Source organism: Actinomycetospora sp. 2LY8.5 (genome assembly GCF_057180585.1).
The window spans coordinates 347920-361902 of sequence record NZ_JBXUHE010000002.1 but is presented as its reverse complement, the minus strand read 5'-3'; the positions used below and the strand labels follow the sequence as shown (position 1 = coordinate 361902).

General features: G+C 74.3%; 16 protein-coding genes. 12 read left to right on the top strand and 4 right to left on the bottom strand.

Annotated features, from left to right (window positions below):
- The first annotated feature begins 1 nt into the window (after position 1).
- The 3 genes from AC2A1K_RS04045 to AC2A1K_RS04035 are packed head-to-tail and all read left to right on the top strand — an operon-like array spanning position 2 to position 2336.
- Entirely contained in the window at positions 2–511 is a 510-nt protein-coding gene (locus tag AC2A1K_RS04045) for a cupin domain-containing protein (protein WP_483895021.1), read from the top strand.
- A complete protein-coding gene (locus AC2A1K_RS04040) occupies positions 508–1407 on the top strand; it encodes an alpha/beta fold hydrolase (protein ID WP_483895020.1) in 900 nt (299 codons plus the stop codon). The genes AC2A1K_RS04045 and AC2A1K_RS04040 overlap by 4 nt, the downstream gene beginning before the upstream one ends.
- Positions 1404–2336: a DODA-type extradiol aromatic ring-opening family dioxygenase gene (locus tag AC2A1K_RS04035; RefSeq protein WP_483895019.1), complete on the top strand. Its 933-nt coding sequence runs from the start codon at positions 1404–1406 to the stop codon at positions 2334–2336. Before AC2A1K_RS04040 ends, AC2A1K_RS04035 begins: the two co-directional genes overlap by 4 nt.
- Here AC2A1K_RS04035 and AC2A1K_RS04030 read toward each other — a convergent pair.
- A complete protein-coding gene (locus tag AC2A1K_RS04030; RefSeq protein WP_483895018.1) occupies positions 2273–3262 on the bottom strand; it encodes an endonuclease/exonuclease/phosphatase family protein in 990 nt (329 codons plus the stop codon). The genes AC2A1K_RS04035 and AC2A1K_RS04030 overlap by 64 nt on opposite strands.
- Before the next feature lie 99 nt (positions 3263–3361).
- Entirely contained in the window at positions 3362–4774 is a 1413-nt protein-coding gene (locus tag AC2A1K_RS04025; protein ID WP_483895017.1) for a carboxylesterase/lipase family protein, read from the bottom strand.
- A gap of 68 nt (positions 4775–4842) precedes the next feature.
- Here AC2A1K_RS04025 and AC2A1K_RS04020 point away from each other — a divergent pair, with 68 nt between their 5' ends.
- Positions 4843–5253, top strand: coding sequence for an SRPBCC family protein (locus AC2A1K_RS04020; RefSeq protein WP_483895016.1), 411 nt, complete (start codon positions 4843–4845; stop codon positions 5251–5253).
- A gap of 56 nt (positions 5254–5309) precedes the next feature.
- A complete protein-coding gene (gene zwf, locus AC2A1K_RS04015; protein WP_483895015.1) occupies positions 5310–6806 on the top strand; it encodes a glucose-6-phosphate dehydrogenase in 1497 nt (498 codons plus the stop codon).
- A 10-nt stretch (positions 6807–6816) separates the two neighbouring features.
- Here the strand turns inward: zwf and AC2A1K_RS04010 are convergent, their stop codons facing one another.
- Entirely contained in the window at positions 6817–7341 is a 525-nt protein-coding gene (locus AC2A1K_RS04010) for a VOC family protein (protein ID WP_483895014.1), read from the bottom strand.
- A gap of 79 nt (positions 7342–7420) precedes the next feature.
- On the bottom strand, positions 7421–8620 hold the full coding sequence (gene dinB, locus AC2A1K_RS04005) for a DNA polymerase IV (RefSeq protein WP_483895013.1): 1200 nt from the start codon (positions 8618–8620) through the stop codon (positions 7421–7423).
- 143 nt (positions 8621–8763) lie between these two features.
- On the opposite strand from dinB, the gene AC2A1K_RS04000 reads away from it, so the two are divergent.
- From AC2A1K_RS04000 to AC2A1K_RS03970, 7 genes are all read left to right on the top strand, one after another.
- The gene (locus AC2A1K_RS04000) at positions 8764–9222 is read left to right on the top strand and encodes an Hsp20/alpha crystallin family protein (RefSeq protein ID WP_483895012.1); all 459 of its coding nucleotides are present in this window, start codon (positions 8764–8766) and stop codon (positions 9220–9222) included.
- 106 nt (positions 9223–9328) lie between these two features.
- Positions 9329–9709 (top strand): MerR family transcriptional regulator, encoded by a 381-nt coding sequence (locus tag AC2A1K_RS03995; protein WP_483895011.1) that lies wholly within the window; start codon positions 9329–9331, stop codon positions 9707–9709.
- A 192-nt stretch (positions 9710–9901) separates the two neighbouring features.
- On the top strand, positions 9902–11020 hold the full coding sequence (locus AC2A1K_RS03990) for a patatin-like phospholipase family protein (RefSeq protein ID WP_483895010.1): 1119 nt from the start codon (positions 9902–9904) through the stop codon (positions 11018–11020).
- Complete coding sequence (locus AC2A1K_RS03985; RefSeq protein ID WP_483895009.1) at positions 11017–12570, top strand: IucA/IucC family protein; 1554 nt, start codon at positions 11017–11019, stop codon at positions 12568–12570. The genes AC2A1K_RS03990 and AC2A1K_RS03985 overlap by 4 nt, the downstream gene beginning before the upstream one ends.
- Complete coding sequence (locus AC2A1K_RS03980) at positions 12567–12875, top strand: Dabb family protein (RefSeq protein ID WP_483895008.1); 309 nt, start codon at positions 12567–12569, stop codon at positions 12873–12875. The genes AC2A1K_RS03985 and AC2A1K_RS03980 overlap by 4 nt, the downstream gene beginning before the upstream one ends.
- A 25-nt stretch (positions 12876–12900) precedes the next feature.
- Entirely contained in the window at positions 12901–13344 is a 444-nt protein-coding gene (locus AC2A1K_RS03975) for a universal stress protein (RefSeq protein WP_483895007.1), read from the top strand.
- An 87-nt stretch (positions 13345–13431) separates the two neighbouring features.
- A complete protein-coding gene (locus tag AC2A1K_RS03970) occupies positions 13432–13839 on the top strand; it encodes a hypothetical protein (protein ID WP_483895006.1) in 408 nt (135 codons plus the stop codon).
- Positions 13840–13983: the final 144 nt, after the last annotated feature.

The window sequence follows — 13983 nt, the reverse complement described above, 5'->3', positions numbered from 1 at the left end:
AGTGAGCAGCACCTTCGACATGGCCGCCTTCCTCGCCGGCCTCAACCCCGAGGTGCCGCCGGGCGGCGCGCGCCCGCTCGTCGTGCGCGCCGACGAGCTGGCGCCCCTGCCCGCGGGCGAGGTGCACAACCCGACCACGCTGTCGGTCGCCGGCAGCCTCCCGACGGCGACGTTCGAGCTGTTCCGCCAGACGATCCCGCCGACGAGCAGCTCGGACATGCAGCGCCACCACCACGAGACCGTCCACTTCGTCATCAGCGGCGCGGGCTACTCGGAGATCGAGGACGAGACGGTCGCGTGGGCCACGGGCAGCTTCGTCTACACCCCGCCGTGGACCTGGCACCGCCACTACAACAGCTCGACCGAGCACCCGGTCGAGTTCCTGACCATCGAGAACTCGCGGCTGCTCGGCGCGCTGGGCGTGAACCGGCGGCAGAGCGCGGGGCTGGTCACCGTGGCCGAGGCACGAGTCCTGTTCAAGGAAGACCCAGCCAAGGGAGGTCCGTCATGAGCGACCACGTCAGCATCTGGGGCGAGCTCGCCGACGTCGACCACGAGCTGCGCCACGTCACGGTGTCCCTCGGAGACGGCGCCGGCATCCGCACTCGCGTGCTGCGCGCCGGCGAGGGACCCGACCTCGTCCTGCTCCACGGGACCGGCGGTCATCTCGAGGCCTACGCCCGCGACATCGCCGGGCTGGCGCGGAGCTTCCGCGTCACCGCCTACGACATGGTCGGGCACGGCTGGAGCGATCTGCCCGACGTGCCCTTCACCGTCGACGTGCTCTCCGACCACCTGCTCGGGCTCATGGACGCGCTCGGCATCACCTCGGCGCACCTGTCGGGCGAGTCCCTGGGCGGCTGGGTCGTCGCCTGGACCGCGGCGCACCACCCCGAGCGCGTCGAACGGATCGTGCTCAACACCCCCGGCAACATCGCGAACAAGCCCGAGGTGATGAAGCGGCTGGTGGCGAGCACGACGGCCGCCGTCGAGGACCCCTCCGACGCGACGGTGCGCGCCCGCGTGGCATGGCTCTTCCACGACAAGGACATGGTCACCGACGAGCTGGTGGACCTGCGTCGCGCCGTCTACACCCGCGAGGGCTTCCGGCGCGCGGTCGACAACATCCTCGTCCTGCAGGACCCGGTGACCCGCGCGCGCTTCAGCTGGGACCCCTCGTGGGTCGGGCGGATCACCGCGCCGACGCTGCTGCTCTGGACCGACCACGACCCCACCGGCGGGCTCGACGAGGCGCAGATGCTGCTCGACTGGCTGCCCGACGCGCGGCTGCACGTGATCACCGGGGCCGGACACTGGCCGCAGTGGGAGAAGCCGGGCGAGTTCGTCGACCGGCACGAGACGTTCCTGCTGACGGCGCAGGCCCCGGTCACGGCGATGCGCGCATGAGCGAGGTCGTCGGCTTCGTGGGGATGTCGCACTCCCCCTTCGCCACCCTGCTGCCGCCGACCGGGCCCGGCGACCCCGGCGCGCCGTTCCTCGCCGACGCCGCCCGGGTGCGCGACGCCGTGGCGCGCCTGGCCCCCGACGCCGTCCTCGTCGTGGGCCCCGACCACTTCCACGGCAACTTCTACGACGTCATGCCGCCGTTCGTGCTCGGCGTCGAGGAAGCGGTCGGGTTCGGCGACTTCGGCAGCACGTCCGGGCCGCTGCCGGTGGCCGGCGAGCTCGCGTGGAGCGTGTACGACGGGCTCACCGACGCCGGGTTCGACCTCGCGCTGTCCTACGCACTGACCGTCGACCACGGCATCGTGCAGGGCTACGAGATGGTCACCGGCGGGACGACGGTCCCGCTGGTCCCGCTCGTCGTGAACACCGCGGCGCCGCCCCTGCCCTCGCTCGCACGGTGCGTCGCGCTCGGCCGTGCGCTCGGCCCGGCGCTGAGCGCCGGTCCGCCGGGGCGCGTGCTGCTCGTCGCCAGCGGTGGGCTCTCGCACTGGCTGCCGTCGAACGACCCGCGCGACCCGTCGGTGGTCGGCGACAAGCGGGAGTCGCTCATCCACGGGCGCCGGGACGCGCGGGCGTTCGCCGCCGCACGCGAGCCCAAGGTGCGGGCGATGGGCGGCGACCCGGAGGCGCGCGTCAACGACACCTGGGACCGCTGGTTCCTCGAGCGCCTGTGCGCCGGCGACCTCGACGCGATCACCGGGCTCGGTCACGAGGGGCTCGAGAAGGAGGCCGGCACGGGCGGGCACGAGATCCGTACCTGGCTCGTGGGGCTGGCCGCGGTCGCCGCCCCGCTGCGGTGGACGAGCTACGAGCCGGTGCCGGAGTGGATCACCGGGATGGGCAGCGGGGCGACGTTCGAGGTGGCGTGACACAGGGTCGCCAGGACGGCGCGGTGGTCGCTGCCGGGCAGGTCGAGCACGCGCGTCGAACGCACCGCGATCCCGCCGCCGGCGAGCACGTGGTCGATCCGGAACCCGAGCCACCGGGGCCAGCGCGTCGGCCAGGTCGGCGGACCGGCGGGCGCGCGGGCGTCGCCGAGCTCGGCGAGCGCACGGTGCTCGGTGGTGCTGTTGAGGTCGCCGGCGATCACCGTGGGGCCGTCGGCGGCGCGGCGCCACGCCGCGAGGAGGTCGAGCTCGTCGACCCAGCGCCCGACCAGGCCGGGCACCGGGGCGACGGGGTGGGCCGCGAGCACCCGCACGTCGTCGAGCGCGCCGCCGGAGACCTCGAGCCAGCCGTAGAGCCCGCCGGCCTGGACGGGCGACACGCGGACGTCGCCGAGGGCGGGAACGGCGAGCACCGTGGTCCACGGCCCGTCGGGGTCGTCGGGCACGTGGCGGTGCGGGTGCGGCGGCGGCGCGCACCACGCGCGGTAGTCGAGGTCGGTCAGGTCCTCCTTGAGCCGCGCCAGGAACCGCTCCCCGGCCTCGGGCAGGACGACGAGGTCGGGGCGCTCGGCGTGCAGGATCGCGGCCACCGCCGCCGGGTCGGCGCGGCCCTGCCAGACGTTGGCGACGAGCACGGTGAGGCGCGTCCGTCCCCGGGTCGGGCGCGTCCGGCGTCGCGGGTCGGCCAGCACGGCCCCGGCGACGGCCCCGGCCCCCAGCGCGGCGGGCCGGAGGCGGGACGACGTCGAGGCCAGGGCGGCGAGCGCCCCGACCCCGCCGGCGAGCGCGGGTCGGGCGGCGAGCAGCACCGGCCAGGGCGGCCGACACTCCCACCCCGCGAGCTCGGGGACGAGCAGCGTCGCCGCCGCGGCGGCACCCGCCGCGAACCCCACCGGCCACCGCGTCACGACGTCCCCTCCCCCGCTCCCATGATCATGGTCCCGCCGATCGACCGGCCGCCACCCGCTGACCGGCACGGAGATGCGCGACGGCGCGTTCGTCGGCACCTACGACACGCCGCGCTCGCCCGCCTGACCCGACCAGATCGCGTCGGACGCCGCGAGCGGGTCGGGGACGTCGGTCGGGGTGACGTCGAACCGGCGCGTGGTGCCCGCGATCCCGTATTCCGGCCATCCGGGATCGCCCGTGGCGGCGAACGCGACCCAGGCGCGGCGCAGGGCCCCGCCGATCTCCGCCGTGTCGGCCGGCGGCGGTGTCCCGAGCATCCGTGCCGCCGGGCGCGTGTCGACGGTGCCGAGGAGCAGCGGGACGTCGAGCCCGTGGCATGCGCCGAGCAGCGGGCTGCGCCAGGCGATCTCCGCGGTCCACACGGCGCCGCCGGCCGCAGCGTGCGCGCGGGCGGTCCAGCGTGTGGGCAGTCGGTGCAGGGCGTCGGACATCAGCAGCTCGACGGGGTCGTCCGCGAGGGCGCGATAGGCGTCGCCCGCCGCGCGGTCGAGCCCGAACGCCGCGGCGACGTCCGCGGGATCGGTGCCGGCGGGCGGGCGCGGGAACGCGCGGGCCTCCTCGGCGGTCCAGGTCGCCAGCAGCGGCACCCCGGGGCGCGGGCGTCGCGCGATCCCCTCCCACGGCTGCCCCGCGACGACGTCGCCGTCGAGCACCGGCCCGAACGCGCTGAACCCGTCCGCCGGCCCGCGCAACGGGGCGTCCTGGGCGTCGACGATCCGCTCGGGAGGCAGCGCGCCGAACCCGTCGACCGTCGGCGCCACCCCCAGCGCCGCCGCGAGCAGCGCCGTCACCCCGGCCGCCTCCCCGGGCGAGCGGAAGCCGCCGTGGACGCTCTGGGCGACCGCGCGGTGCAGCAGCCCGTCGGTGGCCGGCGACGCGAGCAGGACCGCGACCGACGCGGCGCCGCCGGACTGGCCGGCGACGGTGACGCGCCCCGGGTCGCCGCCGAAGGACGCGATGTGCTCGTGCACCCAGGTCAGCGCGGCGATCTGGTCGCGCAGCCCGCGGTTGTCCGGGGCGCCGGGCAGGGCGAGGAAGCCCTCGGCGCCGAGGCGGAACCCGACGGTGACGACGACCGCGCCGGCCGACGCCAGCGCGCCGCCGTCGTGCAGCGGCATGCGCGGCGACCCGCGGACCCAGGCGCCGCCGTGGAACCACACGATCACCGGCAGTCCCGTCCCACCCGGGGCCGGCGTGACCACGTTGAGCGTCAGCTCGCCGAGACCGTCCCCGGACCGCCATGGCGACGGCGCGCCGGGTGCGGGCGGGCCCTGCGGAACCGCCGGCCCGAAGCGGGTCGCGTCGCGCGTGCCCTCCCAGCGTGTGACCGGCATCGGTGCGGCGAACCGCCGCTCCTCCGCCGGCGCCTCTGCGTAGGGCAGACCGAGGAACACGCCGAGACCGTCGCGGTCGATCCCGCGGGCGGTACCGGCGGAGGTCCGCAGCTCCATGACGATCGACGGTAGTCCTGTCCGATCCGTTCATGACCGTCGTCGGGTCAGCGGCCAGGATGTTCGGCATGACCACGCGGACCCGACTGCTGAGCACGGTGATCGCGCGTCCGTGGAAGGACGTGTACGCCTACGCGTCCGACCCCCGCCACCTCGTCGACTGGGCCGCCGGGCTGGCGAACGCGCAGGTCGAACAGGCCCCCGACCGCCCCGGTACGTGGATCGCGGACTCCCCGATGGGGCGGGTCGAGGTGACGTTCGCGCCGGAGAACGAGTTCGGCGTGCTCGACCACGTCGTGCTCCTGCCCTCCGGCGAGGAGGTGCTGAACCCGCTGCGCGTGGTCCCGATCGAGGACGGCGCCGAGGTGGTGTTCCACGTGCGCCGTCGCGAGGGCATGAGCGAGGACGACTTCGACCGGGACGCGGACGCGGTGGCCCGCGACCTGGCGGCGCTGCGCCGCACCCTCGAGAGCGACTGAGAGTCGCGGGCTCGTCGACCCACGGTCGTCACGTTCTCCGACTACGGTCACTTCACATGACCGACCGCGAGGTGGAGTCCGTCGCCTACCCCGGCCCCGGCTCGCGCCCGTTTCGGCGCGACTTGGACCCGATCGCCCCGCACGTGATCGTCCTGTTCGGCTGCACCGGCGACCTCGCCAAGCGCAAGCTCCTCCCGGGGCTCGCCTACCTCGCCGAGTCGGAGCTCGCCCCCGCGATCCGCATCGTCGGCACCGCGATGGAGGATCTCACCACCGACGACTTCCGCGCGATCGCCCACGACGCGGTGCAGAACTACGGCATGCACCGGCTCGCCGAGGACGACTGGGAGGACTTCGCCGGGCGGCTGTCCTACGTGCCCCAGGGCGCCGGGCCCGAAGGCCTGACCTCGGCGGTCAAGGAGGCCCAGGCGCAGCTCGGCGACGACGCGCGCCTGCTGCACTACCTCTCGGTGCCACCGAGGGCCGCGCAGGCGGTGGTCGAGATGTTGCGCGACGCCGACCTCACGACCGGCGCGCGCGTGATCATGGAGAAGCCGTTCGGGCACGACTTCGAGAGCGCGGTCAAGCTCAACGACTTCGTCCACAAGGTGTTCGACGAGTCACAGGTCTTCCGCATCGACCACTTCCTGGGCAAGGAAGCCGCGCAGAACATCCTCGCGTTCCGTTTCGCGAACGGCCTCTTCGAGCCGATCTGGAACCGGAACTTCATCGACCACGTCCAGATCGACATCCCCGAGGACCTGGGGCTCGACACCCGCGCCTCGTTCTACGAGGCGACCGGCGCCTACAAGGACATGGTCGTCACCCACCTCATGCAGGTGATGGCGTTCGTGGCCATGGAGCCGCCGACGGCCCTCGAGCCGCGGTCGATCAGCGAGGAGAAGAACAAGGTCTTCCGCTCCCTGCTCCCGATCCACCCGGGCGACGTCGTGCGCGGGCAGTTCGGCGGCTACCGCGACCACCCGGACGTCGCGAGCGACTCGGACACCGAGACGTTCATCGCTCTGCGGGTCGGGCTCGACAACTGGCGCTGGGCGGGCGTGCCGTTCTACCTGCGCACCGGCAAGCGCCTCGCCGAGGGTCAGCGGATCATCTCGATCGCGTTCAAGGAGGCGCCGCGCACGATGTTCCCGCAGGGCTCGGGCGTGGGCACGCAAGGTCCGGACCACCTGACGTTCGACCTCGCCGACTCGTCACGGGTCTCGCTGTCGTTCTACGGCAAGCGCCCCGGCCCGGGGATGCGCCTGCAGAAGCTCTCGATGCAGTTCTCCACCCAGGAGACCGGCGAGGCGGCCGACGTCCTCGAGGCCTACGAGCGCCTGATCCTCGACGCGATGCGCGGCGACCACACGCTGTTCACGACCTCCGAGGGCATCGAGTCGCTGTGGGAGCGCTCGATCCCCCTGCTCGCCGACCCCCCGCCGGCCAAGCCCTATCCCGTCGGCTCGTGGGGCCCCAACGCGATCCACCAGCTGATCGCCCCCAACGCCTGGCGCCTCCCCTTCGAACGCGCCTGGCGGGAGAAGAAGTAGCCCGTGCCGGTCAGGTCGGCGGCGCCAGGCGCGTCAACGCCTCGTCGATCGTGCGGTGCACCGAGCTCGGCGGAGCGCCGGGGTCCGGGCGCCAGGACGGGAGCGCGTCGGGCGCCTGCGACGGGGCGGTGCTCCGGTCGCCGTACTCGAACAACCACCACAGCGTCGACCACGGGTCGAGGAGACGGGCCAGGCGCTGGCCTCCGTGGAAGGGTGTCGGCTCGGTGACGATCTCCGCGCCCGCCGCCCGCGCCCGGTCCACGACGGCGTCGAGGTCGCCGACGTAGACCTGCAGGAGGCCGGGCGTGAACGCCCAGTGCGGTTTGGCGTCGCACAGCATGATCGTCGAGTCGCCCACCCGGACCTCGGCGTGGATCAGCAGCCCGTCGGCGTCGACGGTGTGCGCCGCCCTGGTCTCGCGTCCGCCGAAGACGTCGGCGACGAACCGCAGCCACCCGGTGGCGCCGCGCACCGCGACGAAGGGGTTCACGGTGCCGTAGCCGGGCGGGAGGTCAGCGCCGGTGAGAACGTCCATGACGCGAGCGTGCCCGCAGGAGCGGACAGGAACGGTCCGGCAATCAGTCCGGCCATCAGCCCGGCCATCAGTCCGGCCATCAGTCCGGCAGCATCGGCATCTCGAGACCCTGATCGCGCCCGAGCAGCGTCGCGCGCGTGACCGCGGAGAGCCCGTAGCGTTCGCGGACCTCGTCGACGGCGATGTCGAGCTGGATCGGGTGGGACCCGCCCCCGAACGGCAGCTCGAGCTGGGCACCGCCGGAGTCGTCGAGGTTGCCGACGTTCACGCCGAGCATGGTCAGGCCGCGCTCCCACATCAGCGGCGCCGCGGCCCGCGCGAGCATCCGGATCGCCGCCATGATCGTGTCGGTCTCGGCGGTGGACCGTGCGAGGGTGTGCGAGCGGGTGGCCCGGCTGAAGTCGCCGAAACGGAGCCGCAGGGTGACCGTGCGTCCGGTGCGCCCCGCCCGCCGCATGCGCCGGGTCACGCGATCGACCAGCCCCATGAGCACGGCGTCGACGCGCTCCGGCGGGATCGGCCGGTTGCCCATCGCCCGCTGCGCGCCGATCGACCGGCGACGGCGTCCCACCTGCACCCGGCGCGGGTCGCGGCCGTGGGCGAGCGCGTCGAGGTGCCGGCCGGCCGCCTTCCCGAGCAGCGATTCGAGGCCCGGAGCGCCCATCGCCGCGAGGTCGCCGACCGTCGTGACGCCCTGGCCCCGCAGCTTGCGCGAGGTCACCTCCCCGACGCCCCACAGCACCTCGATCGGCAGCGGGTGCAGGAACTCCAGCTCGCCGCCGGGCTCGACGACGAGCAGCCCGTCCGGCTTGGCGACACGGCTCGCGACCTTGGCCAGGAACTTCGTGCCCGCCACCCCCACGGTGAGCGGCAGCCCGACGTCGTCGGCGACGTCGCGTCGCAGGCGCGCCGCGGTCTCGACGGGCCGCCCGGCGATGCGCCGCAGCCCGCTGACGTCGAGGAACGCCTCGTCGATCGAGATCGGCTCCACCAGCGGCGTCACCGACCCGAACACCGAGAAGACCGCCCGGCTCGCGCCGCTGTAGGCCTCCATGCGCGGCGGCACCACGATCGCGTCCGGGCACAGGGCGCGAGCCATGCGCCCGCCCATCGCCGTGCGCACCCCGCGGGCCTTGGCCTCGTAGCTGCAGGCCAGCACCACGCCGCCGCCCACGATGACCGGGCGCCCGCGCAGCGCCGGGTCGTCACGCTGCTCGACCGAGGCGTAGAAGGCGTCGAGATCCGCGTGCAGGATCGTCGGCTCGCCGGACACGAACACACGTTCGCACGCCGGACCGACTCGTCGGCAACCGCCGAAACGAAGTGCGAGACAGGACTTGCACAAACCTAGAGGTTCAGATATAACTATCTGCATCGCGGGCAACAAGAACGCAGTGCGTCAAAGGAAGGAGATGACCGATCGTGCTGCTGAACTACGACCCCTTCGACACCTTCCGCGCCCTCGAGCGACTCACCGGCGCCTCCCGCAACCAGGCCGTGAGCGGCATGCCGATGGACGTGTACCGCGCGGGCGAGCACTTCGTCGCCTCGTTCGACCTCCCCGGTGTCGACCCCGGCTCGATCGACGTGTCGGTCGAGGGCAACGCCCTGACGGTGACGGCGGCGCGCACGGCGCCGAGCAGCGACGGTGACTACCTCGTCGCCGAGCGACCGCGCGGGCGCTACAGCCGCCAGCTGGTGCTCGGACGCGACCTCGACCTCGACCGGCTGCACGCGTCGTACACCGACGGCGTGCTGACCCTGACGATCCCGGTGGCCGAGAAGGCCAAGCCCCGCCGCGTCGAGATCGAGCACACCGCAGGCGCGACGTCCATCGAGAGCGGTCACGCCCACGACACCGAGGAGGCGCCGACGTCCTGACGTCCTCGGAGCACGACGACAACGACCACCACCGGAACGTGAGCACCCGTCGGGACGGCCCGGCGGGTGCTCACGTATGCGTGAGGATCGCGAGAGAGGAGGCCTGGTGGGCACGGAACGCCTCGACGACCACGACTACCCGGCGCTGACCATCGGCCAGGCCGCCGACCTCATCGGCGTCGCGCCGGCCTTCCTGCGCAGCCTCGACGCGGCCGACCTCCTGCACCCGCACCGCTCCGAGGGCGGCCAGCGGCGGTACTCACGCCGGCAGGTCGACTTCGCCGCGCGCGTCCGTGCGCTGTCCGACGAGGGCCACACCATCGCCGGGGCAGCGTCGATCCTCGCCCTGCGCGGCGACCTCGCCGAGGCCCAGCGCGACCTCGAGACCGCGCGCGCCGAACGGGACGAGGCCCGCGAGGAGCGCGACGTGGCCCGGGCCGACCTCGCCCGCGCCCGCGACGACCTCGACCACCGTCGCGACGGGTGACGTCGGTCCGACGCCGGGAGCGCTGCCGTCGCGGGCCGCCCACACCGGGTCGGGACCGGCTCGCCGCTGCGGCGGTTGGTCGTCGGGGAGACGCGCTCCTCGTCGCCGAGGGCGGACACGTCCGTGGGTGTACTCACCGAATCACCCCACCACGTGACCGGTGTTCCCGGCCGCCGGGGGAACATGGCTCCCATGGCCACCACGACCACGGCCACGACGACCACCGCCACCGCGACCACCGCGACCGGCGCCGGCGCCGCCCCGAGGCGTCCCGCGTCCCGCCGCACCCGCTCGGCCGACCTCGTCCTCGAGGGCGGCGGAGTCAAGGGCATCGGGCTCGCCGGCGCCGTCGCCGCGATGACCGACCGGGGGTGGACGCCGCACCGCATCTCCGGCACCTCGGCCGGCGCGCTCGTCGGGGCCATGGCCGCCGCGGGCGCCGCGGGCGAGCAGCTCGGCGAGATCACCGCGCGGCTGGACTTCCGCGAGGTCGCCGACCGCCGCGGCATCGGGCGCCTCCCGCTCGCCGGCCCTGCCCTCGCGTTCCTCGGCGGGCAGGGGCTCTACCAGGGCGAATGGCTGCACACGTGGGTCGAGCAGGAGCTCGCCGCGCTCGGCGTGCGGACGTTCGGCGACCTGCGCATCGACGACCAGGCGTTGCCGCGCGACCAGCGCTACCGGCTCGTCGTGACATGCTCCGACCTCACCCTCGGCCAGCTCGTCCGCCTGCCCTGGGACTACCGCGCCGTCTACGGGCTCGACCCGGACGAGCAGCCGGTGGCCGACGCGGTCCGCGCGTCGATGGCGATCCCGTTCCTGTTCAAGCCGACGACGCTGACCAACCCGCGCACCGGGGTGACGTCCACGCTGGTCGACGGCGGGCTGCTGTCGAACTTCCCCATCGACTCGCTGGACCGCACCGACGGTCGCGAGCCCGGCTGGCCGACGTTCGGCGTCACCATCACCACCGCGCCCAAGCCCGGGATCGGCGACAACGTGGCCCTGTTCCACTCGCGGTGGTTCGACATCCCCCAGCCGGCGCCGCTGCGCCTGCTCGAGCAGCTGATCACCACGATGATCCTCGGCCGCGACCAGGCGGTCATGAACCAGCCGTGGGTCGCCGCGCGCACCATCCACGTCGACGCCGGCGCGGTCGGCCTGCTCGACTTCGGGATCAGCCCGGCCCGCGCCCGTGCGCTCTACGACACCGGCTACGCGTCGGCCGCCGAGTTCCTCGAGCACTTCGACTGGCGCCGGTACAAGCGCCGGTTCCGCCGGGACTCGAGCGACACGGTCAGCGGCGCCGGGTGAGCAGCCGGGGCCGCGCCGAGCACGCGGCGCGCGAGCGGCTCGTCGTCTCGCTGCTCCGCGAGCTCGACCCCCCGGCGGTCCGCGACGGCGACACGCTCCGCATCACCCTGCCCGCCGGCACGCTCGGGGTGCGGCTGGCATGCCGGTCCCCGACCGGGCACCACCGGCTGACCGGCGGCGTCACCCTCGACGGACGCCCCGCGAGCCATGACGAGGTCGTCGCCGCGGTCCTCGAGACGGTCGCCGACGGCGAGCCCCCGGACCACCTCGCCGCGCTCGTCGCGAACAGCGTCGACCGCACCGCCCGCTACCTGGAGGCGCCGGCCCGAGCCACCGGCGACCCGACCCGCGACGCCGAGCAGGCGCTGCGCTACGGCCACCCGTTCCACCCCACTCCGAAGAGCGCCGAGGGGCTCGACGACGCCGACCTCGCCGCCTGGATGCCCGAGCTCGGCGCATCGTTCGTCCTGCACCACCTCGCGGTGCGCCCCGACCTGGTCCTGACCGCCGGGGCGCCCGCCGATCCACCGCCCGCGGTCGCCGAGCGCCTGCCCGCGGGCTGGACCGCGCTGCCCGTGCACCCGTTCCAGGCCGGCGTGCTCGCGCGCGACCCCACGCTCGCGCTGCTCGAGGCCGAGGGCGGCGTCCGGTGGCTCGGGGCGCTCGGGAACCCCGTGTGGCCGACGTCCTCGGTGCGCACGGTCGTCGACACCGTCACGGGGGAATCGTGGAAGCTCCCGTTGCGCGCCCGCCTCACCCACTTCGTGCGCACGACCCCGCCCGAGCAGGCGCGCCGGGCCGTCGACGCGGCCGCGGTCGTGGCCGGGCTCGGGGCCCTGCCGCCGGGGTTCGGGGTGATCGCCGACCGCGGGTTCGTGACGCTCCACCCCGTGGTCGGGGGCGAGCGCCTGGCCGCCGACCTGACCGTCATCACCCGGTCGCCGTTCCCGCTCGGGCACCCCCGCGTGCTCGCCGCGCTGCTCGAGGACGGGTTGCACGGCGAGGAGCCGCCGCTGGTGACCGAGGTGCGCGCCGCCGGCGACGTGCACACCTGGCTGCGGCGCTGGCTCGCGGTCTCGCTGGTGCCGCTGCTGCAGGTGTACGGGGCGGTCGGCCTGGGGTTCGAGGCGCACCCGCAGAACACGCTGGTGGCCACCGACGCCGACGGGTGGCCGGCCGCCTGCTGGGTGCGCGACCTCGAAGGCGCCCACGTGCGCCGCGACCGCCTCCCACCCGGCCTGGCCCCCGACTCCCCGCTCGTCTACTCCCCCGAGGAGGCGTGGCGGCGGCTGCGCTATCACGGCGTGGTGAACCACCTCGCCCTGCTCGTCGCCGTACTCGGGCGGCACACCGTGGGCGAGGACGCGCTGTGGGCGACGGTCGCGGCGAGGCTCGCGGAGGTGTCCGACGCCGATGCCCGGCCGTGGGCGCAGGACCTGCTGACCAGCCCGACGCTGCCGGCCAAGGCACATCTGCGCAGCTGGGCGGCCGGGCGCGGCGAGGACCCGGTGTACCTCGACCTGCCGAACCCGATCAGGATGGCACCATGAGCTTCACCCACGTGGTCGCGTTCAGCTGGACCGGCGACGCCGCGGAGGACCCCGCCGTGGTCGACACCATCGCCGAGAACCTGCGCCGCTTCGTCGCCGAGGCCGACCTCGCGGGCCTGCGCTCGTGGACGTGCGGGCGCGACGCCGGGCTGGCCGGGACCAACGCCGACTTCGCGGTGGTCGCCGTGTTCGACGACGTCGACTCCTACACCGCCTACCGCGATCACCCCGAGCACCGGCGGATCATCGACGAGCAGATCGCGCACCGCGTGGGGCGACGCACGGCCGTGCAGTTCGCGGGCTGACGGTTCGCGGAGCACCATCGGCCCCATGACGGGCTTCGAGCTCGGGACCGACGGCCCCGACACCATCCTCACCGGGGTCGACGGGTCGATCACCTCGCTGCGCGCCGGCGCGTACGCCGCGGGGCTCGCCCGCCGCCAGCACGCCCACCTGCTGGTGGTGACGGTCGCGACGACGTCGTCGCTCGCCGCGATGGCGCCCGGCGCGCTCGCGGTGCTCAGCGACACCGCCCAGCAGCTCGCCGCCGAGGTGCAGAGCGACGCCAAGCGCTACCTCGAGGACCTGGCGCTCACCGGCGAGCTCGTGCGGGTGCAGGGCGACCCCTACAACGAGATCGTCCGGCTGGCCGACGACCGGAAGGCCGACCTCGTCGTCGTCGGCGCCTCGACCAGCGCCGGTCACCGCATCGTCGGATCGCTCGCGGGACGCCTGGTCCGCGCCGGGAAGTGGCCGGTCACGGTCGTTCCGTGACCGATCACCCGTACGCACCAGCGACGACCTTGCCATCCCACCTACAGTGAATCGGGTCACTAGTCCCGTTCGTGCCCCGAGGTCGCCGTGACCGCCCGCCTGACGCCCGCCAGTCCCACCCATCTCGCTCCGTCGTACGCGACACCGGCCTGGCTCCTGCGGGGTCTCACCAACGAACCGGGGGTCCTGAGCCTCTACGCGGGACGGCTGCGGCTGACGACGGGCGCGGGCGTGGTGTTCGACGCGCCGCTCGGTGCGGTCGAGCGGCTGGCGTTCCCCTGGTACCAGGGCTCGAGCGGGCTGCGGGTCACCGTCGGCGGGCGTCGCCACCGGGTCACGCTGACCCGCCCGAAGGGGGCCGCGTTCCCGGCGACGCGCCTGCTGAACGCCTCGCGCTCCGAGCCGGGCGTCGAGCGCGCCAACGGCGTCACCGTGCACACGGTGCTCCAGGGCCGCGGCGCCGGGCGCGTCTGGCGCACCCTGCTCGACGTGTGAGTTCTCGTCGTTCTCGTCAGCTCATGTCGGGCTGACCGTTCGAGGCCCCGAGGCCGTGGTTCGGCCTCGCTACCCGTCGACGGTGTCGTCACCCGTGGTGTCGAGAAGATCACCTCGAGTGGCCTGACAGCTGCACCTAGGTCA

Excerpts from the sequence above, each read along its gene's own strand:
- AC2A1K_RS04040 (WP_483895020.1), top strand. The coding sequence starts at position 508 with ATGAGCGACCACGTCAGCATCTGGGGCGAGCTCGCCGACGTCGACCAC.
- AC2A1K_RS04035 (WP_483895019.1), top strand. The coding sequence starts at position 1,404 with ATGAGCGAGGTCGTCGGCTTCGTGGGGATGTCGCACTCCCCCTTCGCC.
- AC2A1K_RS04025 (WP_483895017.1), bottom strand. The coding sequence starts at position 4,774 with ATGGAGCTGCGGACCTCCGCCGGTACCGCCCGCGGGATCGACCGCGAC.
- AC2A1K_RS04020 (WP_483895016.1), top strand. The coding sequence starts at position 4,843 with ATGACCACGCGGACCCGACTGCTGAGCACGGTGATCGCGCGTCCGTGG.
- zwf (WP_483895015.1), top strand. The coding sequence starts at position 5,310 with ATGACCGACCGCGAGGTGGAGTCCGTCGCCTACCCCGGCCCCGGCTCG.
- AC2A1K_RS04010 (WP_483895014.1), bottom strand. The coding sequence starts at position 7,341 with ATGGACGTTCTCACCGGCGCTGACCTCCCGCCCGGCTACGGCACCGTG.
- AC2A1K_RS03990 (WP_483895010.1), top strand. The coding sequence starts at position 9,902 with ATGGCCACCACGACCACGGCCACGACGACCACCGCCACCGCGACCACC.
- AC2A1K_RS03980 (WP_483895008.1), top strand. The coding sequence starts at position 12,567 with ATGAGCTTCACCCACGTGGTCGCGTTCAGCTGGACCGGCGACGCCGCG.
- AC2A1K_RS03975 (WP_483895007.1), top strand. The coding sequence starts at position 12,901 with ATGACGGGCTTCGAGCTCGGGACCGACGGCCCCGACACCATCCTCACC.